A 23224-nucleotide genomic window follows, 5' to 3' on the forward strand; every position below is an offset into this window, starting at 1 on the left:
CATGAACTTCACTCATGACTGGGACAGAGTGAAGCTTCGCTCCAATGTGCAATATACGGGTACCGACCGTTCGGAGGATAACAGTACTACGGTAGATAATTTCCTGAAACAGGATAAATCGATAAGCCACAGCACTAACAGCAATCACATGAAGAACCACAACCTGACGGCGAATGCTTATCTGGAATGGAAAATTGATTCAGTCACCAATCTGGTGTTTCGTCCGCAATATCGCTATGTGGCAAGTGACAGGAGGAATAGTGGATATCAACAGAGTTGGTCGGACGAAACACTTCTGAATGAAAGAACGGCTTCTAATCTTTACGATAATTCTCAGTATAATCTGACCTTTATGTTGCAAGTCAACCGTAAGTTCAGTCGTAAAGGACGGAATCTGGCTTTGAAAGTGGATTATGGAACGAATACTTCTTCTGCCGACAGGAAAAACTTTTCTACTACACATTATTTTAAGAATGATACAGAGAAAGTAGTCAACCAGCGTGTGGATGATGAAGGTGACGGATATAATTATCGTCTGCAACTGGTGTATGTGGAGCCGTTGCCTAACCGTTACTTTCTTCAGTTTCGTTACAGTTATCAATACCGGGTAACTAATTCGGACCGCTTTGTCTATAACTGGGATGAGGCAATGGAAGATTTTGTTGCCGATTACGATTCTCTGGCCAGTAATAGTTTTGAGAGCCAATACAGCACCCATCTTTTCAATATGGCTGTCCGTACTTCCCGAAAAAAGTACAACTACAATATAGGTGTCGATCTGGAACCCCAGAAACTGGATAGCCGTTCTTTTCTGGATGATGTTTCCAAACATCAAATGAGTAAAACGGTTCTGAACTTTTCACCGACGCTGAATTTCCGTTATAAGTTTTCCAAGCGTACACAGTTGCAGGCAATTTATAGAGGAAAAGGACGACAGCCGAGTGTTCGTGACCTACAACCGGTTGCCGACATGACGAATCCATTGAATATCCGCATCGGTAATCCTTCTTTGAAACCTTCATATACCAATACGTTTACACTGAATTATAATTCGTATAATGTGAAACATCAGCGCAACATGGTGGTCTCTCTTTTTGTGGAGAATGTGCTCAACAGTGTAACGAACCAGGTGACTTACGACAGCGAAACGGGAGGCAGAACCACCATGCCTGTTAATTTGAATGGTAACTGGCGGGCATCAGGTGCACTTTCATTGAGCGGGCCTTTCAAGAACCGCAACTGGCTGTTTCGTACCTATTCCTATTTGCAATATAGAACTCAGAACGGATATACTACTCAGAACAAAGAAGAGCCGATGAAGAGTTCCGTGAAGCACCTCACAGCGCGTGAACGCCTGCAATTTACTTTTCGTACCCGGCAACTCGAACTGAGTGCGCGTGGAGAAGTGCTGTATAATAATTCGTATAATAACGTGAAAGATATGCGCACGGAAACGTTCGACTATCAACTTGGAGGAGACTTGCAGTATTATCTCCCCTGGGGCTTCGAGTGCAGCAGTGATCTCACATATTTTCTTCGTACCGGATATGGATACGACAGCAGCGGGCGGAAGAACCTGATATGGAACTGCCAACTGTCGAAAGCTTTCTTGAAAAAGAAACAACTGCTACTGCGTTTCAAGTTTTATGATATTCTTCGCCAGGAGATTTCAATGGTACGCACCATCTCGGCTACTGCCATACGTGATGCGGATTACAATGTATTGGGACGTTATTTTATGGTGCACGCTATCCTGCGATTGAATATGATGGGGAAAAAGTAAAAAACGCAAAGTGTGGAAACTTCAACAGGGTTAATTTGTTGTAGATACTCAAATTAATAAAAGAAAACTCTGAGGAATGTTTCAAAGGTTCAAAAACTTTAGAAAACTGAGGAAGTGGTATGTTGTGAAACTGAAACTGGTTGATGCCCGCCTGTATTTCGTCAGCATCTTCGTAGGATTGCTGACGGGGTTGGTGGCTGTTCCCTATCATTACTGCCTATATTATTTCTTTAACTTGCGAAGTGAGTTTTTTGCTTCCCGTCCGGAGTGGTACTGGCATATTCCTCTTTTTCTTTTCTTTTGGGCGGTACTGATATTCGTATCCTGGCTGGTGATGAAAATGCCGCTTATCACCGGAGGAGGTATTCCTCAAACACGTGCTGCCATCAACGGGCGCATTACTTATAAGCATCCTTTCATAGAGTTGGTTTCTAAGTTTTTCGGTGGAATTCTTTCGGTCTCGGCCGGATTATCGCTGGGACGTGAAGGGCCTTCCGTACAAATAGGTTCGTATGTGGGATGCCTTGTGGCACGCTGGACACGTATTTTACGTGGTGAACGAAAGCAATTGCTTGCTGCCGGTGCCGGTGCCGGCCTTGCGGCTGCGTTTGCGGCGCCGCTGGCTTCTTCATTGCTTGTCATCGAATCCATCGAACGTTTTGATGCTCCCAAAACCGCTATTACTACCTTGCTGGCCGGTGTAGTGGCTGGTGCGGTGGCAAGCATGGTTTTTCCGGTAAATTCTTATCATTTGATACAAGTGGCCGAGCCCGGTTTTTCTTTTGGAATCCAGGTGAAGTACTTCCTGTTGCTTGCAGTGATTATTTCTGTTTGCGGAAAATTATATTCCATGATGATGGTCTCTTTCAAACGAGTGTATGCAACGGTAAAATCTTCGGTATATATGAAGATGTTCTATCTGTTGCTGGTCGCTTATATTATTTCCTTTATGCAGGTCAACTTGACGGGTGGGGGAGAACAGTTTCTTTTGGAGCAGGCGCAATCCGGCAGCCATGCACCAATTATGTGGGTAACGGCAATGATGCTGTTGCATTTCGGTTTTTCCGTTATCTGCGTTTCATCCGGTTTGCCGGGTGGAAGTTTTATTCCTACACTGGTCACCGGTGGATTACTGGGGCAGATTGTTGGTCTGTTGGGAGTGGAATATGGGGTTATTGAGCCGGAGAATGTCAGTTATGTAATGCTGATTTCAATGTCTGCCTTCTTGGTGGCTGTGATACGTACCCCTTTGACAGCTATTGTATTGATTACCGAGATAACAGGACATTTTGAGGTGTTCTACCCATCGGTGGTAGTGGGTGGATTGACTTATTATTTTACGGAACTTCTTCAGATAAGACCTTTCAACGTGACGCTTTATGAGGATATGATCAATACTCCTGCTTTCCAGGAACAGACAAGGTATAAACTATCCATAGAGGTGATGACGGGTTCATATATGGATGGCAAACTTGTAGACGAACTTTCTTTGCCTGAAAACTGTACCATTATCAATGTACACCGGGATGGTAAAGACGCAAAGCCCCCCGGAATACGGTTGATTCCGGGGGACCAGGTTGATATTGAATTGGATGCGCAGGATATTGAAAAACTCTATGAGCCGCTCGTCAGCCTGGCAAACATTTATTGATATGGATGAGGTATCCTTATGCCAGACTGCCTATTTCATCCAGATTCTTCTGAATATCCTGATCGGTCAGTTCGTAGTTTACGAGGTCACCGGAGAGATATTTATCGTATGAGGCCATGTCAATCAATCCGTGACCGGAGAGGTTGAACAGGATTACTTTCTCTTCACCTGTTTCCTTGCATTTGTTTGCTTCGCGGATGGCGGCAGCAATAGCGTGGCAAGATTCCGGTGCGGGAATGATACCTTCAGCTTGGGCAAATAAACAGCCGGCTTCGAATGATTCCAGTTGTTTGATGTCTACAGCTTCCATCAGACCGTCTTTCAATAGTTGAGAAACGATGACGCCTGCACCGTGGTAACGCAATCCACCTGCATGAATATTAGCGGGAGCAAAGTTATGTCCCAGCGTGTACATAGGCAGTAATGGAGTGTATCCTGCTTCGTCACCGAAATCATATTGGAATTTACCGCGTGTCAGTTTCGGGCAAGAAGCCGGTTCGGCAGCAATGAAGCGTGTTTGCTTACCTTCCAGGATCTTGTGGCGCATGAATGGGAATGCGATACCACCGAAATTGGAACCACCACCAAAACAAGCAATCACCATATCAGGATATTCTCCTGCCATTTCCATCTGTTTTTCGGCTTCCAGACCGATTACAGTCTGGTGCAGAGCTACATGGCTCAATACAGAACCTAATGTATATTTACAATTCGGTGTAGTCTGAGCCAGTTCGATGGCTTCTGAAATAGCGGTTCCCAATGAACCCTGGTAGTTGGGGTGAGCCGTCAGAATATCTTTTCCTGCACGGGTAGACATAGACGGAGACGGTGTAACCTGTGCGCCGAACGTCTGCATGATGCTGCGGCGGTAAGGTTTCTGCTCATAACTGATTTTCACTTGGTAAACGGCAGCTTCCAGTCCAAACAGACGGGCAGCGTAAGCCAGCGAAGCTCCCCATTGTCCGGCACCGGTTTCAGTGGTAACGTTGGTAACTCCTTCTTTCTTGCAATAATAAGCCTGGGGAATGGCAGAATTCAGCTTGTGCGATCCCATCGGACTTACACTCTCATTCTTGAAATAGATATGTGCCGGAGTACCTAATGCTTTTTCCAGTCCATAAGCACGAACCAGTGGAGTACTACGATAATATTTGTACATTTCGCGTACTTCTTCGGGAATCTCGATCCACTTATCGGTCTGATTCAGTTCCTGTTTGCACAGTTCCTGTGCAAAGATAGGATATAAATCTTCGGCTTTCAGTGGTTGTTTGGTACCGGGATGAAGCGGGGGCATCGGTTTGTTCACCATATCTGCCTGTATATTGTACCAATAATGTGGTATTTCCTCTTCCGGGAGGAAATATCTTTTTGTCTTGTTGCTCATAGTGGTTACTTCTATTAAAATTTTTACGAGGCCAAATGTAACTATTATTTTTAAAACAATTTCTTTTTTCTTTTGTTTTTTGTCTATACGCATTGTTTTGTTTATGTTTGCCCGATATTTAATTTGATGTCTACATGAAGATTTATCATAAATTCTTGTTGTATCAGAATAAATGGATTCATCCGTACACTCGGATCATTCTTGGAGGGGTGACTTATATAGCCTACCTGGCTTCTATTCTGTTAATTATGGGAGTGGTATATGAACACGGCTTTACTATTTCCGAACACGAGGCTTCTCAACTGCAAACACTCTATCGGTTTGTATGGGGTGTTTTCCTGTCCGAAGTCACTTTGCGCCTGTTATTGGAATACAGGGACACAAAGCGTACTTTTAAGAAATTGACGTGGATATTGATTGCCTTGCTTTACCTTACCCTTATCCCTGTTATTTTTCATCGACCGGAAGAGGAGGGAGCTATTCTGCATTTTTGGGAAATATTGAATGGAAAGCCCTATCATATAGTGCTTCTGTTGATCTTCTCTTTCCTTAATTTATCCAATGGCTTGGTCAGGGTGTTGGGACGGCGAACGAATCCTTCTTTGATTCTGGCTGGTAGTTTTCTGATAATCATCCTTATTGGAACAGGTTTGCTAATGTTGCCCCGATGTACGGTGAGCGGTATTTCGTGGGTGGACTCGCTGTTTATCTCTACCAGTGCGGTTTGTGTTACGGGTTTGACTTCGGTGGATGTAGCGTCTACTTTTACTACGCCCGGTTTTGTGGTGATTATCCTGCTGATACAGATTGGCGGCCTAGGGGTAATGACACTGACCAGTTTCTTTGCGATGTTCTTTATGGGGAATACATCCTTTTATAATCAGTTGGTGGTTCGTGATATGGTCAGTTCCAATTCGTTGAATTCGTTACTTTCCACTTTGCTGTACATATTGGGATTCACGTTGGCTATTGAAGGTATTGGTATGCTTGCCATCTGGAGCGACATTCATGGTACGATGGGGATGACGTTTGAGGAAGAAGTGGCGTTCTCTGCCTTTCATGCTATTTCCGCATTCTGTAATGCCGGTTTTTCCACGTTGCCCGGAAATCTAGGCAATCCGCTGGTGATGACAGGGCATAATCCGTTCCTAATCTATATATCCCTGTTGATTATTCTGGGAGGTATAGGCTTCCCGATATTGGTGAATTTCAAAGATATAGTACTCCATCATTTGCGCCGCATCTGGAAATTTTTGCATACGTGGGAGTGGGACAGGCATCGTTTTTATCATCTGTATAATCTGAATACACGGATTGTTCTGATTATGACTTTCCTGCTATTGGTGTTTGGTACGGTGCTTATTGCTGTTTTTGAGTGGAATCATGCTTTTGCCGGTATGTCCGTCGCTGATAAATGGACACAGGCGTTCTTTAATGCGACTTGTCCGCGTACTGCCGGGTTTACAAGCGTGGACCTGGCTTCGCTGGGAGTACAGAGTGTATTGGTTTATATCTTCCTGATGTGGGTGGGCGGTGCTGCACAGTCCACGGCGGGTGGTATCAAGGTGAATGCGTTTGCAGTAGTTGTATTGAATCTGGTTGCTGTGTTGCGCGGTACGGAGCGGGTGGAAGTATTTGGCCGTGAACTGTCTTACGATTCCATTCGCCGTTCCAATGCGACGGTAGTGATGTCTATCAGTGTTTTGTTTGTATTTGTGTTTATTCTGACAATCTGGGAACCTCAGGCATCTGTCATGGCACTTCTGTTTGAGTGTGTGTCGGCGTTGAGTACGGTAGGTTCCAGTCTGAATCTTACTCCGACTTTGGGGGATAACAGTAAATTGCTTGTTGCTTTTCTGATGTTCATCGGACGTGTGGGACTGATTACTCTGATGTTGGGTATCATCAAGCAAAAGAAACATACGAAATATCAGTATCCGAGTGGGCAGATCATTATAAATTAGTAGTAAGTAGTAAAAACAGAAATTATGAAGTATATTATTATCGGTTTAGGAAATTACGGGCACATGCTTGCCGAAGAATTGTCGGTGTTGGGACACGAAGTAATTGGGGCGGATGTGAGTGCAAGTCGCGTAGACAGTATCAAAGAAAAGATTGCTACGGCTTTTGTGTTGGATGCAACAGATGAACAGGCACTTGCCGCTCTCCCCTTGAGTGGTGTGGATGTGGTAATCGTGGCTATTGGCGAGAATTTTGGTGCTTCTATTCGCGTGGTGGCTTTGTTGAAACAACAAAAAGTGGCTCACATTTATGCGCGGGCCATTGATAATGTACATCGTTCCGTACTTGAGGCTTTTGGTTTGGAACGGATTCTTACTCCGGAGGAAGATGCAGCCCGTGGTTTGGTGCATTTGTTAGAGTTTGGCTCCAATATGGAAACCTTCCGGGTAGATACGGATTACTATGTGGTGAAGTTCGCTGTGCCGGAGAAGATGATAGGATATTATGCCAATGAATTGAATCTGGATAAGGAATTCGGCTTGAAGTTATTGGCTTTAAAGCGTGCCAAGACTTTGAAAAACTGCCTGGGTATTTCATTTACCGAACATGACGTAATGAATGAATTACCTGAAAATGACCAGGTACAAGCTGGTGATGAACTGGTTTGTTACGGACGGTATAAAGACTTCCAGAAGTTTTGGAAAGCGATGTAATTACGCTTTCCCGCGAGATCTTCTGTCATCTAATATATCATTCATATTTTCTTGTGCCCATGAAATTAAGGAGTTTATATGGGGCAATAACGACATGGCTCTATCTGTCAGCGAGTATTCCACTTTAGGAGGGACTTGTGCATAGATTTTTCTTTTCACAAGTCCGTCTTCTTCTAATGTGCGTAGAGTAACCGTCAGCATTTTTTGTGATATGTCAGGTATTGTCTTTTGCAGTTCATTGAACCGCATGACAGGTGCCTGCGTTAGTGTGAAGAGCGTCAGTATCGACCATTTATCACTGATTCGTGATAGTATCATTCGGATAGGACAATCGGCATAAGAGCTATTTTGTATATCTATTCTATTCATATCTTTCTGATTTATAAAACACTCTACAAAAGTAACTAATATGCCGATTGTATGCAACTAATCTTATTGAAATATATCCGGGCTTGGACTGTTTTAGTGTAGTCCACTCAGCCACTCTACCATCTTCGGATCACGATGCGAGAAGAAGCAACTGGCATTGGTATCCAGCGCTGCAATCTTTTTCATATCTTCTTTCGTCAGTTCAAAATCGAATACATTGAAGTTTTCAATAATTCGTTCTTTGCGGATGGATTTCGGGATAACGACAATATTTCTTTGTATCAACCATCGCAATACGACTTGTGCTATGGATTTACCATATTTGCTTGCAATGGCTGCCAATGTTTCATTCTGGAACATATTGTTTTTTCCTTCGGCAAATGGAGCCCATGATTCTATCTGAACGCCTTTCTCTTGCATGAATGCCTCTGCTTCGATTTGTTGATAGAAAGGATTAGTTTCTACCTGATTGACGGCAGGTGTGATTTCATTATGAAGGATCAGATCTACCAAGCGGTCGGGCATAAAGTTGCTGACGCCGATAGAACGAATACTGCCTTCCTTGTATAATTCTTCCATAGCACGCCAAGCACAGTAATAGTCATTGAATGGCTGATGAATGAGGTACAGGTCCAGATAATCGAGTTGCAAACGTTTCATGGATGCTTCGAAGGCTTTCTTAGCTTTGTCATAACCGGCATCTGATATCCAGAGTTTGGTAGTGATAAACAAGTCTTCGCGGGGGACACCACTGCGTTTGATGGCTCTTCCTACAGCTTCTTCATTACCATAAGCGGCAGCCGTATCTATAGAACGGTAACCTGTTTCAATAGCGTCATATACACATTGTTCACACAAGGTTTGATCTTCGATCTGATATACGCCGAAACCAAGAATTGGCATTTCGATGCCATTATTTAATTTTACTTTCTGCATAATAATTTTCTCTTTATTGGATTTTATATTAAAACACTTTACTTCCTTAATATCCCCGGACATTGCAGATTATTGTATTATTTTAAGCCCTGTGGTTATTTGCCTACTCTTTTTGCTAACTCTGCCGGATAGCGGTCGCCTGATACTGGAATAGAATTAAGCATATCATTGATCCAGGTCAACTCTTCCGGGCTTATTTCCACATTGATACTTTGTATATTCTCTTCCAAGCGTTTCAGTTTGGTGGTTCCTGGAATGGGAGCGATCCAGGGTTTTACAGCGAGTACCCAGGCCAATGCAATCTGTGCAGGTGTTGCATTTTTCTCTTCCGCCAGCTTTCTCACAAAGTCAACTATAACCTGATTGGCATTCAGATTCTCGGCAGTGAAGCGTGGAACGATACTGCGGAAATCGTCTTTACCGAATTGTGTGTCTCTGCTGATGTTTCCCGTCAGGAAACCTTTACCCAGAGGGCTGAAGGGAACGAAACCGATGCCTAGTTCTTCGAGAGTGGGCAATAATTCTTTCTCCGGTTCGCGCCACCACATAGAGTATTCGCTTTGAATGGCAGTCAGCGGATAGACTTGGTGTGCCCGGCGGATAGTCTGTACACCAGCTTCTGATAGTCCCCAATGTAGAATTTTGCCTTCTTGTTTTAATTCTTTCATGGTTTCTGCCACTTCTTCTATAGGAACATTCGGGTCTACACGGTGCAGATAGTACAAATCTACATGATCTGTCCGCAGACGCCTGAGGGAACCTTCAATAGAACTCCGTATTACTTCCGGTTTACCAATGACAACTTGTTTACCGTCGATCATCTGAATACCACATTTGGTAGCAATGACTACATCTTTCCGATAAGGTTCTAAGGCTTCACCTACTAATTCCTCATTGGTGTATGGACCATATACTTCAGCGGTATCAAAAAAGGTGATTCCTTGTTCTATAGCTTGATGAATAAGGCCGATCATTTCTTTCTTATCAGCGGCAGCACCATAACCGTGGCTCATACCCATGCAACCTAAACCCAATGCGGAAATTTTAAGTCCGCTCTTTCCTAATTCTCTGTATTTCATAACTCTTGATTTTTTTATTGTTTTTGATGTTGCAAAGGTAAGTGGTGAGATGAAGTTTGTAAATAGACAGATTACTGCTTTATGCACCATTATTACAGGTTTAAGATCTTGATTGAATACTTGATAATGAACTGTATACACAGGTTACAGTTTCTTATACCAATATTACAGATTTTGCAATACAAGTGATGGAATGCTGAAAGAAAACTGTTATTTTTGTCATCAGATTAAATTATCAGATTATGGGTACAATCGTAAAATTGAATACTGTTCAGGAGTATAATATGGCAATGGGAGTGGAGACATTGCATCCGCTTGTTAGTGTGGTCGACTTCTCAACATTGAAGTCTTTAAAGCATGGACGTAAGAATTTTGGCTTTTATTGTGTTTTTCTGAAACAGCTCAAGTGTGGGGAATTGTCTTATGGACGCAGCACGTACGATTACCAGGAAGGCACGCTGGTATTTGTGGCTCCTGGACAAGTGGCAGGAATTGATGATGACGGAGAAACACTGAATCCTCAAGGGTGGGTGTTGGCTTTTCATCCCGATTTGCTACGGGGTACTTCATTGGGACGTAAAATGAAAGATTACAGCTTTTTCTCGTATGAAGCCAATGAGGCTTTGCACATGTCCGAGCGTGAACGGCAGATTATCTTTAATTGTTTCATTGAAATACAAGAAGAATTGGAGCGTGCCATAGATAAGCATAGCAAAGATATTATTGCCTCTACAATTGAGCTTCTGCTGAACCATTGCCAGCGTTTCTATGACCGTCAATTTATTACGCGTGAAAACATAAATAAAGATATTCTAGTGCGTTTTGAAAACCTGCTCAGTGATTACTTTGAATCAGACCAACCGCAAACTGTCGGTTTGCCATCCGTGCAATATGCCGCAGACCGATTGCATCTTTCTCCTAATTATTTCGGAGATTTGATAAAGAAAGAAACAGGTAAATCAGCTCAGGAATCCATTCAGCTTTTTGTGATAGAGAAGGCAAAAGAACGGCTTTATGATGAGAATAAGACTGTCAGCGAAGTTGCCTATGAACTGGGCTTCAAGTATCCGCATCATTTAAGCCGTCTATTTAAAAAGGTGGTGGGGATGACCCCGAACGAATACAGGATGTAGTTATTTAATTTTGTACCCTAACAACGAACTGAACTTTTTGCAAATACCAGGGAATAATCCCATTAGCCTTCCGCCTAATCCCCATCTTTTTGGGAAGAATTTCTGGTAGAGTGCCTGGTCAATAAGTTGCAGGCGTGGTTCCCAGTTTTCCACTTCATGCCCGTCTTTCAGGCCGGAGCGGATTTGAGCTTCGTGTCCCCGGAGTGAGTCGGGTTTTATATACTTGGAGTTTGCCATCATAGGCCCGCATACATCGAACCATACTTCGCCACCACTGAATCGGTCGGCCAATCGGGTGAGTAATTGCCGTACCTGCTTTTCATAGAAATACATCAGTACGCCTTCGATAACAATGATAAACTCTCCTTCGGGATGCTTTTTACGGAGATCATCCATCCATTGGGTTTCTAACAAAGAGCCGGCTATGTAATGATCGCCCTCAGGTTCCGGTAGTAAATCGCGTCGCAAGTCGATTACTTCGGGCAAATCCATTTCGTAAAATATGGCTTTGTCATGTTCTTCAATACGTTGATAGCGGGTATCCAGTCCGCAACCTACATTCACTACAATTGGATTCTTTCGTGTGGCAATGAAGCGTCGGATAGCATTATCAAAGTATAATCCACGTACGACACATCCTATGGCACTCAATTTGGCACCATCAAATTTGGAGTAGTCATATTCGATACTTTCTACCAGTTGTTCGGCTTGCCGATCACGCAAAATGGCATCTTTCCGGCGACTCTCTTTGGCTCTCATGTAAAGAGGTATCAGCAGTGTCTCAGCTACTACACTCTTAAATTCATATTTCTTTTTCATTTTTATTTGGGAATTATTGGAATTAATACGATCTGGCAAAAAAGAACAATATTCAAATTCATTCAAAAAAAAGAGAGAACTTATACTTTGATAAATTCTCTCTTTTTGCTGTTCCTCACATTTTCTTCCGGGGTCCATAGGCTACTTTTATTTTTTGCCAAAGTTACGGTTCTTGAGTAAGGGAAGCAATACCTAAAAGTAGGGAAATTGTGTTTTAGTAATTTCTTTTTCGTGTATATCTCAGATACCAGATACATATAAATAAGGAAACTACTGTGGAAATGGGTGGAGCGAAGCCCATGATAAACAGTGAAGAACTGTCTATCTGGCTGAACCAGTAAGATAACGGAATACGAAACAGGAAGGTCGCTATCAGACTGTGAATCATAGGGAATAGTGAATTCCCCTGTCCACTGAAATAAGAATTGATACAAAAAACGAAACTGACCACAACACAGTCTATGCTGTATCCCCGTAGATATTCTGCTGCCATTGCCACCACCGCAGGATCTTTAGTGAAGAATGCTGTGAGCGTTTCCGGCAGGAATTGCGAATACAGGCAGACCGATAGGCCAAAAATAAGAGCAAATCCTATTCCGGAAAGTAGGCACTTATTCATTCTCTGTATAAGTCCTGCACCGTAATTCTGTGCTGTCATTGTAGCTACAGCCGATGATATAGCCATAGGAGGCAACATGGCAAAAACAATAATTTTCTCAACCACACCCAGAGAAGCTGATGCAATGACTCCCATCTGATTTACAATCACAGTGATTATCAGGAATGAAACATTGATCAATGCATCCTGCAATGCTATGGGGGCGCCCAAGGTCAGGACTCTTTTAGATAAAACTCTATTCAATCGGATATCCCGTCGTGTAAATTCGAAATGAAATCCGCGTCGGTATAAAAACCAGAGTGCTATCGTAAAGCTGACACCTTGTGCCGTTACAGTAGCAATGGCTGCCCCGGTAGGACCGAGATGAAAAGCTCCCACTAATATAAAGTCAAGGACAATATTGATTATACAGGCCAGTCCCACAAAATAGAGTGGTGTTTTCGAATCACCCAGTCCGCGCAGGATACCACACACGACATTATAGCCTACAATAAACAGTATACCGACTGAGCAAACCAGAATGTAACTTTTCGTGTCTTCCATAGCTTCTGCCGGAGTGTGCATCAAGCTGGAAATTCGGTCATGGAACAATACCATGACCAGAGTAAGTACGATGCCGATAATTGAAAACAACCAAACGGAAGAACCGATTGTAGACGCCACTTGCCGGTCGTCTTTCGCTCCGGTTGCAATGGCAATCAGTACGGTTGTTCCGGTGGTAATGCCTAAGATAATACCTGTAATGGTTTGCATTACTTGGCTACCAATGGCTACGGCCGCTACGCTTGCGGAGTCATCATATTGTCCCACAACAAAAAGGTCGGCACCTCCGTAAAGTGCCTGGAGCACGTTGGCTATCAGGAATGGAACCGCAAATTGTAATAGTACTTTAGGGACACTGCCCTGTGTCAAATCTAACTCTTTCATCCAATTTATTCTTTCATCAATTTAGTAGAAGCTATAGATATGGCATAAAAAAAGTGCCGGACAGGATGAATGATTCTCACCATTCATCTTATCCGGCACTATAATTATTGATTATAATGCCCTCCGATGAGGATTTTTATATTCCTGTCTTTATTTTCGGGGGTGCAAATTTGGGCATTGTTTTTATAACCACCAAATTTATTCGGAATTTTAATACTCTTTGCGTGGTTTCGTCTTTATACCTTATTTTTTCGTTTTGATTCTTTGGTGCTATCAAGTCTCAAAAAAATTATCTTTCTTTGTAGAAAAGAAGAAATGTTTTATGCTCTCATTTGATACTTATATAAGTCGTAAACTGCCACTGGTCGGTCTGATTAGTGCTGTCTTTATCATATACCCTAATATAGCCTGTCTACCTTGGGATATAAAATTTCTGGAGGGAGTAAGTTGTACGGGATTTTATTGGTATTTTGTTTATCGTTTCTTTTTCTTCTGGGGACTGATTTGTTTGTTGTTACGTTATAATTTGCGACAACTGTCGACAGCGCAGTTTAAGGAACGTTTTGGCCGTAACTTCTTATATTCATTGGCTGCCTATGCAGGCTTCGCGTCTATTTCCTATTGGATTCACTCTTATGGTATCCGTACTGATTTTCTGGGTAGTACATTGATCTCCCAATTCTTTATTTTGTGTTCTCTGTGTACGTTGATCGGGCATATTTCCATGTTATACTCCACGCAGCGTGAAAAAGAACGTGAGATAGAACGTTTGCGTATAGAGAATCTGCAAAGCCGATGTGATGCATTGGCTAATCAGATCAATCCACATTTTTTCTTTAACTCCTTGAATGGAGTGCAATCGCTTATTCGGAAGAAGGATGATGAAAAAACACTGATGTATGTGCATGAATTGTCCGATATCTTCCGTTATATTCTTCAAAGTGATAAGAGAGGACTGGTTACTTTGAGGGAAGAACTGGAATTTATTCAATCTTTCCGTTATGTGATGGAAGTACGCTTTGCCAATAAACTGGTTTTCTCGATCCAAGTGGATGAGGCTATGCAGGATGAACTGACGTTGCCTGTGCTTTCACTGCTTCCGTTGGTAGAGAATGTGACCGTTCATAATAGGATAGACAGTGAGCATAAAATGGAAATTACTATCAGGCTGAACGAGCAAAAAGAACTGGTGGTGAGTAATCCCATTTATCCTAAACTGTCTCCGCCTGATACGAACGGAACAGGGTTGAGAAATCTGGAAAGCCGTTTTACCTTGTTGATGAACAGGCAAATGCGGATAGAATGTGATGAAAATACATTCAGAGTATATCTTCCTTTAAATAAACAGAACTGATATCAAAATTGCATAAAGATATGAGAGTGTTGATTGTAGAAGACGAGACTGCCGCTTATGAGAATCTGGTGGATATTCTTGGCGAAGTCTCTTATGATATTCAAATAGCCGGTAATACAGAAAGCGTAACTCAAACCATTCATTGGCTGCAATCGAATCCTGCACCGGATTTGATATTTATGGATATTCATTTATCGGACGGTTCGGCATTTACCATTTTTGATAAAATGGAGTTGGAAACTCCTATTATTTTCACGACGGCTTATGACAGATACGCCATAGAAGCTTTCAAAGTGAATAGCATTGATTATTTGCTAAAACCTGTCAAGGTGGAAGATGTAAAACAGGCGCTGGATAAATACAAAAAATTGACGCGCCAGGATGTGATTCACTACTTATCCAAATTGACTCAACTGGTGCCGACTCCTAAATATAAAGACAAGTTATTAATTCCATATAAAGATAAGCTGTTACCTATTGACCTGAAAGAAGTTTCATGCTTTTATACAGCGGATAAAAATACCTGTATCTACTTGAAAGACGGGAATGTGTATCCATACTCCAAAACACTGGAACAGATAATGGCTTCTCTGAATCCGGCAGATTTTATCCGGGCGAATAAGCAATTTATCCTGGCAAGGAATAGTGTGACGGATATAACTATCTGGTTTGATAACCGTTTGCTGGTAACATTGGATGTAGAAACTCCCGAACGTATCTATATCAGTAAGAATAAAGCATCCGAGTTCAAGTCCTGGATAGTGAATAACACGTAAGTTAGAATACGTTAATCAGTAATTATGGTATTTACAACCGTAATTTATCTACGGTTTCTATCAGTAACGATCCCTATATTTGCAATCGGGAACTATTATAAAATTAAAGAGTTATTTCAAGATGAAAAAAGAGAGATTTGTACTTGCATTCTTTACAGGCTGCCTGATTAGTGCGGTAAGCCTACAAGCACAAACCGGTAAGGACAGCACAAAGGTAGCAAGAAGTTATGCGATCAATGAAGTAGTAGTAACAGGTACGCGAAGTGAAACGGATGTGCGTCATTTACCCATGACCGTATCGGTAGTGGGGCGTCCGCAACTTGAAGCGAGCCAGCAGACTTCCGTACTTCCTGTGTTGAATTCACAAGTGCCGGGCTTTTTCTCCACTTCACGTGGCGTAATGGGATATGGTGTAGCTACCGGTGCATCAGGGCAAATGTCTTTAAGAGGCATTGGAGGGCCCGCACAGGCCGGTCTTCCCACTACAGGATTATTGGTTTTGATTGACGGACATCCTCAGTATATGGGACTGATGGGACACCCCATTGCCGATGCATATCAGACTATGATGGCAGAACGTGTGGAAGTGCTCCGTGGCCCCGCATCCGTGCTTTATGGTTCTAACGCCATGGGTGGGGTTATTAACATTGTTACCCGTAAGATGCAGGAAGACGGAATACGTACAAACATCAACATTGGTGCCGGGTCCTATGGAAGCATACAGACCGAAGCCACTAACCGCATAAGGAAAGGGCGCTTCAGTAGTACGGTGACTGCCTCTTATAACCGTACAGACGGACATCGCGCTGACATGGCCTTTGAACAGTACGGCGGGTATGCCAAATTAGGCTATGACTTTACGGATAACTGGAAAGTTTGGGGCGATGTAAATGTCACTCGTTTTAATGCTACTAATCCGGGATCGGTAATGAAACCATATATAGACAATGATCAGCGTATTACACGTGGCATGACTTCTTTTGCATTGGAGAATTATTACGAAAAGACTTCCGGTGCATTGAGTTTTTTCTATAATTGGGGTGATCACTGGATAAATGACGGATATCAGCCAGGAGGAGAACCGCTTCAGTATCGTTTCAACTCTAACGATCAGATGCTTGGAGTATCATGGTATCAGAGTGTACAACTTTTCCAAGGCAACAGACTGACTGTAGGAGCTGATTATTTTCACTTTGGCGGTGAGGCATGGAACCAATTCTTTGATGGGCATCGTGAAACTTCGGCGAATAAGTCATTGAATGAAGTAGCAGGTTATGTAGATTTTCGTCAGGATATTGCTGCATGGCTTACGCTGGATGCCGGAGCACGAGTAGATTATCATTCGCAAACGGGTACAGAGTTCATTCCGCAAGTGGGGCTGGCTTTCCATCTTCCGGAAAATGCAGAAATCAAGGCAATGGCAAGTAAGGGATTCCGCAATCCTACCATTCGTGAAATGTATATGTTCCCTCCGCAGAATCCGGATTTGAAACCTGAGAAACTTTGGAATTATGAGCTTTCTTTCTCACAACGTCTTATGGATAATCGTTTGTCCTATGGACTCAATGTGTTCTATATCAATGGTGAAAATCTCATTATACGTCTTCCAAATCCAAATGGTAGCGGCATGTTGAACCAGAATTCCGGCGAGATTGAAAACTGGGGAGCGGAAGCTAATGTAGGATACCAGTTTAATCCGGTGTGGAGCGTGATGGCAAATTACAGCTGGCTTCACATGGAAAATCCGGTATTGGCTTCTCCGGAGCATAAACTGTATGGAGGAGTGAACTTCAGAAAAGGACGTTGGAGTGCATCTACCGGTATCCAGTATGTGAAGGGGCTTTATACTGACCTGGACGCTGCGACCAAAGAGAACTTCGTGTTATGGGATATGCAGGGAAGCTTTAAGGCAACCAATTATCTGTCATTCTATGTGCGTGGTGAGAACTTGTTGGCACAACGTTATGAGATCAATGCAGGTTATCCTATGCCGAAAGCAACTTTTATGGGTGGAGTAAATATCAATTTTTAATAAGCATATTATATGAAAACAACAACTATCAGACTTTATTCACTGGATTACAACAATGTGAAGACATATTTTGCTGCAGCTCTTTTCATTTTGGGTAATCTGGTTTTGCCACAACTTTGCCATCTTATTCCACAGGGTGGCCTTACTTTGTTACCGATTTATTTCTTTACGCTTATTGCTGCTTATAAATACGGTTGGAAAGTTGGATTGCTGACAGCCGTCTTTTCACCGGTTTTGAACCATTTGCTTTTCGGTATGCCTCCTGCAGGAGTATTGCCGGCCATCCTTTTAAAATCCGTTTTACTGGCAGTGGTTGCTGGATATGCAGCCAATCGTTTTAAACGTATCTCTATTCCTGTTTTAGCATTAGTAGTACTGGCTTATCAGTTTATCGGGACGCTGGGCGAGTGGGCAATGGTAGGTAACCTTGCGCTTGCTTTCCAGGATTTCCGCATCGGCATACCGGGAATGGGATTACAGATTCTCGGCGGTTATTTGTTTATCAAGTATTTGGTTTATAAATGATATTCCATAAAATAAAAGTATGTTACGAAAAATCAGACTAACGTTTGCCATATTCTTTTTCGTGCTGATCACGCTTTTGTTCCTTGATTTTACGGGAACGTTGCATGCTTGGTTCGGTTGGATGGCTAAAATTCAGTTTTTGCCTGCTTTGTTGGCACTGAATGTCGGGGTTGTGATAATCCTGATAGCATTGACACTGCTCTTTGGACGTGTATATTGTTCTGTAATCTGTCCGTTGGGGGTATTTCAGGATGTAGTTTCATGGTTGGGTAAAAAGCGGAAAAAGAATCGCTATTCGTATTCACCTGCACTTAGTTGGTTGCGTTACGGAGTGCTGGGAGTATTTATTTTGGCTCTGATAGGAGGAGTTGGTTCATTGGTCGCCTTATTGGCACCTTATAGTTCTTACGGACGAATAGCTTCTAATCTGTTTGCTCCGGTTTATCAGTGGGGAAACAACCTGCTTGCTCTTTTGGCCGAACGGGCAGATAGCTATATGTTTTATTCTGTAGACGTTTGGATGAAGGCTATGGGAACTTTTGTAATAGCTGTTCTGACATTTGTTATTCTGGCTGTGCTGGCTTGGCGCAACGGGCGTACATATTGCAATACAATTTGTCCGGTAGGAACAGTATTGGGATTCTTTTCACGTTTTTCTTTGCTGAAACCGGTAATCGATACGAGTAAATGTAATGGTTGCGGTTTGTGCGCACGTAATTGTAAGGCGGCATGCATTGATTCTAAGAATCATAAAATAGATTATAGCCGCTGTGTGGCTTGTATGGATTGCATCGGTAAATGTAAAAAAGGAGCTATCCGTTATGAGCGTCCTCATAAGGAAGTGCAGAAACCGTTAGCTGCTGAAAAAGTGACAGGTGTTTCACCGGAACAGGTGGACAATGCACGCCGTGCTTTCTTTTCTGCCGGTGCCATATTTGCTACAAGTACATTGCTGAAGGCACAGGAGAAAAAAGTGGATGGTGGATTGGCTGTCATTGAGGATAAGAAAATACCGGAGCGGACGACACCTATTGTACCGGCAGGTGCGTTGAGTATTCGTAATTTTGCGCAGCATTGTACGGCTTGCCAGCTTTGTGTATCAGTGTGCCCTAATCAAGTTTTACGCCCATCCGGTAATCTGATGACGTTGATGCAGCCGGAGATGTCATACGAACGTGGTTATTGTCGTCCGGAATGCGCGAAGTGTGCCGAAGTATGTCCGACAGATGCGATTCATCTTACCAGTCTGGCTGATAAATCATCTATCCAGATCGGTCATGCCGTATGGATCAGGAAGAATTGTGTACCGTTGACTGATGGAGTAAATTGCGGTAATTGTGCCCGTCATTGCCCGGTAGCGGCGATAGAGATGGTTCCGTCTGAGGTAGATAATCCGGATTCTCCAAAGATTCCGGTTGTTAATGTAGAGCGTTGTATTGGTTGTGGTGCCTGTGAGAATCTTTGTCCGGCACGTCCTTTCAGTGCTATCTATGTAGAGGGACATGAGAGACATCGGGTGATATAGAGGTGGTAATGTGATAGGGTGATAAAGTGATAAATGTTAGAAGAACAGATATGGAAGAACATAATAAAAATATAAACCGTAGGGATTTTCTGAAAATTGTGGGCATCAGTGCCGCTACGACAACGGCTGCTGCGACTCTTTATAGTTGCAAACAGAAGGATGGGGTGATTCCGGGAGGCAGTGCATCGACTCCGGTGCCTACTGATAAGATGACTTACCGCACTTCTGTGGCTCAGAAAGATCGTGTTTCACTTCTGGGTTATGGCTGTATGCGCTGGCCGACTGTTCCTTCACCGGATGGGAAAGGAGATATGATTGACCAGGATGCTGTGAACGAATTAGTAGATTATGCCATTGCGCATGGCGTGAATTATTTCGATACATCTCCGGTATATGTACAGGGATGGTCGGAAAAATCTACTGGTATTGCATTAAAACGTCATCCGCGTGAGAAACTGTTTATTGCTACAAAGTTATCCAACTTTAGTAATTATAGCCGTGAAAACTCTATAGCCATGTATCGTAAATCTTTCGAGGATTTACAGACAGATTATATCGATTACTATTTGTTGCACTCTATCGGTAATGGTGGAATAGAAGCATTCAAAGCGCGATATATAGACAATGGTATGATGGAGTTTCTGTTGAAAGAACGTGAGGCAGGGCGTATCCGTAATCTGGGATTTTCTTTCCACGGCACAGTGGATACTTATGACTATGCACTTTCTCTGCATGATGAGGTGAAATGGGACTTTGTACAGATACAGCTCAATTATGTGGACTGGAAACATTCTTCGGGACGTAATGTAAATGCGGACTACCTATATGATGAATTGGTAAAACGTAATATTCCGGCAATCATTATGGAACCATTGCTGGGGGGAAGATTGTCTAATGTACCGACTCATATTATGACACGTCTTAAGCAGCGCCGTCCGGAAGATAGTGTGGCTTCGTGGGCTTTCCGTTTTGCAGGCTCACCGGAACTGGTGTTAACGGTATTGAGTGGCATGACGTATATGGAACATCTTCAGGATAATATCCGTACCTACTCTCCACTGATTCCTTTGACAGATGATGATAAGGAGTTTTTGGAAGAAACGGCACAATTGATGTTGAAGTACCCTACTGTACCGTGCAATGACTGTAAATACTGTATGCCTTGTCCGTATGGCATTGATATTCCTGCTGTGCTTATACATTATAATAAATGTGTGAATGAGGGGAATGTACCGAAGAGCCAACAAGACGAGAATTATAGAAAGGCACGCCAGGCTTTTCTTGTTGGTTATGACCGTAGTGTGCCACGCCTGCGACAGGCAAATCATTGTATTGGTTGCGATCAATGTTCGCCTCACTGCCCGCAGAGTATTAATATTCCCAAGGAGTTGCGTCGTATCGACGGGTTCGTGGAGCAACTGAAACAAGGAACATTGTAAGAGTCACAAAAGCTACGAGTTACAAGCTATGAGTGGCTGCGCTATGTTTGTGGGCGAAAAATCACTTGTCCGGCTATCACACCGAAAGGTACTTGTAGTTCGTAGCTAATAAACTAATTTAGAATGAGCAAAAATAAAAAACAGATGTGGCTTTGGATTGTGTTGGCGGTTATAGGCATAATATGCGCTTCCGTATTTATTTTTATTAATCAGCCGAGTTTCGGCAGTTTGCCTCAGGGAGCGCGTTTAGAGCGAATCAAACGCTCACCTCATTACCGTGACGGCCAGTTCAATAATCTGCATCCGACGCAGATGATGACTTCGGACGAAGGACGCTTTGGTGCTATGCTTTCTTTCTTATTCCGTAAAACAGAGAACCTGCGTCCGGAGAATGAAGTTCCGGTTATCAAAACGGATTTGCATAAGTTGGGGCGTGATGAAAATGTACTGATCTGGTTTGGACATTCTTCCTACTTTATTCAGGTAGATGGAAAGCGATTTCTCGTTGATCCTGTTTTTTGCATGGCTTCGCCTGTATCTTTCGTCAACAAACCATTTAAAGGAACTGATGTTTATAAACCCGAAGATATGCCGGATATCGATTATATGGTGATTTCGCACGATCATTGGGATCACCTGGATTACCGGACAGTGAAAAGTCTGAAAGACCGGGTAGGAAAAGTGATTTGCGGACTCGGCGTTGGCGAACATTTCGAATATTGGGGATATGATAAAGACCGGCTTGTAGAATTGGACTGGTATGAAGACGCTGTTTTGGAAAATGGTTTTGCTGTCCATTGTCTTCCGACACGCCATTTCTCCGGTCGTGGTTTAAAGGCCAATCAGACATTGTGGGCATCCTTTCTGATAGAAACTCCATCACAGAAAATATATATGGCCGGTGACGGTGGTTATGACTCTCATTTTGAGGAAATAGGGAAGCACTTTCCGGATATAGACCTTGCGATTCTGGAAAACGGCCAGTATAATGAAGGTTGGAACCTTATCCATCTAATGCCTTCTAATATGGCAAAGGCAGCTAAAGATCTGAAAGCAAAAAAAATAATGACTGTACATCATTCAAAGTACGCATTGGCAAAGCATCCTTGGAATGAGCCTTTGACGAATGAGAAGAAGATGCAGGAACAAGACTCGCTGAATATGATGATTCCTGAGATAGGGGAGGTAATGCCGTTATAGAATTTTCATCTCTGTAATAATAGTGAGTGGCTGATATGATTGCTATGTAAAGGCAGTCATATCAGCTTTTTTGTTTTTTCCTATCCCCAAATAGTAGACTTTTTGAGTATTGGTGTAACTTTGTCAGCAGATATTAAAAACATTCTAAATACGAATCTTATGAAACAAGAAGTCTTATTCCTGCTTTTAAATGAATATGCCGACTGGGAAGGCGCTTTCCTTGCCATTTCCCTAAATACCGGGGTAATACCAGGTAGTGAAGTGAAATATATACCGAAGGTAGTTGCCCCTACATTGGACGTTGTGCGTTCTGTCGGCGGTTTTCGTACTTTGCCTGATTATAGTTTTCAAACGATGCCTGCTGACTATGCGGCATTGGTATTGGTTGGTGGTATGCACTGGCAATCGCCTGAAGCAGAACAGGTGGTGCCAATTGTGCAGGATGCATTACAGCGTGGCAAGATAGTTGGAGCTATTTGCAATGCTTCTGCCTTTATGGGAGCGCATGGTTTCCTGAATGATGTAAAGCATACCAGTAATACGCTTCCATATCTGAAGCAGTTTGCAGGTAGTGCATATACCAATGAAGCCGGGTACCAGGAAAAACAGGCAGTCAGCGATAAGAATATCGTAACTGCTAACGGAACCGGGCATTTGGAGTTTACCCGCGAATTATTACTTCTTTTGCATGCAGATACTCCGGAAAAAATTGATGCTGCTTATGATTATTATAAAAATGGCTTTGTGAGGTAACTTTAGTCTTGTTATTATTCATATTCCTCAATCACATTGCGGAATATATCTACTCCGACGATTTCTCTTGTTGAGATATCTGTGACCCATAGCCGGTTGTTATAAACCAATAACTTTTGTCCGCCTTTGAATGTATAGCCGGGCACTGATTTGAAGGTCAGGAAGAATTTCTTTTTCTCTCTGTCATAGCATCGGATACTACCGTTGGCTGCTGAGATGTACATCAGATTTTTGTATAAGGCTAT

Annotated in this window: 19 protein-coding genes and 1 pseudogene; 13 read left to right on the forward strand and 7 right to left on the reverse strand. The window is 42.8% G+C overall.

Features of this window, described 5'->3' with window-relative positions:
- On the forward strand, positions 1 to 1783 hold a 1783-nt coding region (locus BACCELL_RS17225; protein ID WP_007213236.1), incomplete at its 5' end, for an outer membrane beta-barrel protein.
- Positions 1784 to 1859: 76 nt separating this feature from the next.
- Positions 1860 to 3434 carry a ClC family H(+)/Cl(-) exchange transporter gene (locus BACCELL_RS17230; RefSeq protein WP_007213237.1) on the forward strand — a complete coding sequence of 525 codons (1575 nt, stop codon included), beginning with the start codon at positions 1860 to 1862 and terminating at the stop codon, positions 3432 to 3434.
- Between the two features lie 16 nt (positions 3435 to 3450).
- Here BACCELL_RS17230 and BACCELL_RS17235 read toward each other — a convergent pair whose 3' ends face one another.
- The gene (locus BACCELL_RS17235) at positions 3451 to 4818 is read right to left on the reverse strand and encodes a TrpB-like pyridoxal phosphate-dependent enzyme (RefSeq protein ID WP_029327877.1); all 1368 of its coding nucleotides are present in this window, start codon (positions 4816 to 4818) and stop codon (positions 3451 to 3453) included.
- A gap of 134 nt (positions 4819 to 4952) precedes the next feature.
- On the opposite strand from BACCELL_RS17235, the gene BACCELL_RS17240 reads away from it, so the two are divergent.
- Both BACCELL_RS17240 and BACCELL_RS17245 read left to right on the forward strand, forming a co-directional pair.
- Positions 4953 to 6782, forward strand: a complete 1830-nt coding sequence (locus BACCELL_RS17240) for a TrkH family potassium uptake protein (RefSeq protein ID WP_007213239.1) — start codon at positions 4953 to 4955, stop codon at positions 6780 to 6782.
- Positions 6783 to 6806: 24 nt separating this feature from the next.
- Entirely contained in the window at positions 6807 to 7493 is a 687-nt protein-coding gene (locus BACCELL_RS17245; RefSeq protein ID WP_007213240.1) for a potassium channel family protein, read from the forward strand.
- Here the strand turns inward: BACCELL_RS17245 and BACCELL_RS17250 are convergent, their stop codons facing one another.
- From BACCELL_RS17250 to BACCELL_RS17260, 3 genes are all read right to left on the reverse strand, one after another.
- Entirely contained in the window at positions 7494 to 7862 is a 369-nt protein-coding gene (locus tag BACCELL_RS17250) for a winged helix-turn-helix transcriptional regulator (protein WP_007213241.1), read from the reverse strand. It abuts the gene before it with no gap.
- Positions 7863 to 7955: 93 nt separating this feature from the next.
- On the reverse strand, positions 7956 to 8798 hold the full coding sequence (locus tag BACCELL_RS17255) for an aldo/keto reductase (RefSeq protein ID WP_206813275.1): 843 nt from the start codon (positions 8796 to 8798) through the stop codon (positions 7956 to 7958).
- Between the two features lie 95 nt (positions 8799 to 8893).
- Complete coding sequence (locus tag BACCELL_RS17260) at positions 8894 to 9877, reverse strand: aldo/keto reductase (RefSeq protein ID WP_007215939.1); 984 nt, start codon at positions 9875 to 9877, stop codon at positions 8894 to 8896.
- A 242-nt stretch (positions 9878 to 10119) separates the two neighbouring features.
- Between BACCELL_RS17260 and BACCELL_RS17265 the strand changes: the two genes are divergently transcribed.
- Complete coding sequence (locus BACCELL_RS17265) at positions 10120 to 11010, forward strand: helix-turn-helix domain-containing protein (RefSeq protein ID WP_007213244.1); 891 nt, start codon at positions 10120 to 10122, stop codon at positions 11008 to 11010.
- Here the strand turns inward: BACCELL_RS17265 and BACCELL_RS17270 are convergent, their stop codons facing one another.
- Together BACCELL_RS17270 and BACCELL_RS17275 are read right to left on the reverse strand one after the other, a co-directional pair.
- The gene (locus BACCELL_RS17270) at positions 11011 to 11829 is read right to left on the reverse strand and encodes a class I SAM-dependent methyltransferase (RefSeq protein ID WP_044154087.1); all 819 of its coding nucleotides are present in this window, start codon (positions 11827 to 11829) and stop codon (positions 11011 to 11013) included. It abuts the gene before it with no gap.
- Between the two features lie 214 nt (positions 11830 to 12043).
- The gene (locus BACCELL_RS17275) at positions 12044 to 13375 is read right to left on the reverse strand and encodes an MATE family efflux transporter (RefSeq protein ID WP_007213246.1); all 1332 of its coding nucleotides are present in this window, start codon (positions 13373 to 13375) and stop codon (positions 12044 to 12046) included.
- A gap of 322 nt (positions 13376 to 13697) precedes the next feature.
- Between BACCELL_RS17275 and BACCELL_RS17280 the strand changes: the two genes are divergently transcribed.
- The 8 genes from BACCELL_RS17280 (at position 13698) to BACCELL_RS17315 (ending at position 22979) form a co-directional block, all read left to right on the forward strand.
- A complete protein-coding gene (locus BACCELL_RS17280; protein ID WP_007213249.1) occupies positions 13698 to 14729 on the forward strand; it encodes a sensor histidine kinase in 1032 nt (343 codons plus the stop codon).
- A gap of 20 nt (positions 14730 to 14749) precedes the next feature.
- Entirely contained in the window at positions 14750 to 15505 is a 756-nt protein-coding gene (locus tag BACCELL_RS17285; protein ID WP_007213250.1) for a LytR/AlgR family response regulator transcription factor, read from the forward strand.
- 121 nt (positions 15506 to 15626) lie between these two features.
- Positions 15627 to 17537: a TonB-dependent receptor gene (locus tag BACCELL_RS17290; protein WP_007213251.1), complete on the forward strand. Its 1911-nt coding sequence runs from the start codon at positions 15627 to 15629 to the stop codon at positions 17535 to 17537.
- A gap of 12 nt (positions 17538 to 17549) precedes the next feature.
- The gene (locus BACCELL_RS17295; RefSeq protein WP_007213252.1) at positions 17550 to 18062 is read left to right on the forward strand and encodes a hypothetical protein; all 513 of its coding nucleotides are present in this window, start codon (positions 17550 to 17552) and stop codon (positions 18060 to 18062) included.
- A gap of 19 nt (positions 18063 to 18081) precedes the next feature.
- Positions 18082 to 19587 carry a 4Fe-4S binding protein gene (locus BACCELL_RS17300; RefSeq protein WP_007213253.1) on the forward strand — a complete coding sequence of 502 codons (1506 nt, stop codon included), beginning with the start codon at positions 18082 to 18084 and terminating at the stop codon, positions 19585 to 19587.
- Between the two features lie 50 nt (positions 19588 to 19637).
- Entirely contained in the window at positions 19638 to 21026 is a 1389-nt protein-coding gene (locus BACCELL_RS17305) for an aldo/keto reductase (RefSeq protein WP_007213254.1), read from the forward strand.
- A 123-nt stretch (positions 21027 to 21149) separates the two neighbouring features.
- Positions 21150 to 22226, forward strand: a complete 1077-nt coding sequence (locus tag BACCELL_RS17310; protein ID WP_007213255.1) for an MBL fold metallo-hydrolase — start codon at positions 21150 to 21152, stop codon at positions 22224 to 22226.
- A gap of 159 nt (positions 22227 to 22385) precedes the next feature.
- Positions 22386 to 22979, forward strand: coding sequence for a type 1 glutamine amidotransferase family protein (locus tag BACCELL_RS17315; protein WP_007213256.1), 594 nt, complete (start codon positions 22386 to 22388; stop codon positions 22977 to 22979).
- 14 nt (positions 22980 to 22993) lie between these two features.
- Here the strand turns inward: BACCELL_RS17315 and BACCELL_RS17320 are convergent.
- A pseudogene (locus tag BACCELL_RS17320) lies at positions 22994 to 23224 on the reverse strand (hypothetical protein); the annotation flags it as partial.

The sequence above is a fragment of the Bacteroides cellulosilyticus DSM 14838 genome, from assembly GCF_000158035.1.
In the GTDB taxonomy this organism is placed as follows: Bacteria; Bacteroidota; Bacteroidia; order Bacteroidales; family Bacteroidaceae; genus Bacteroides; species Bacteroides cellulosilyticus.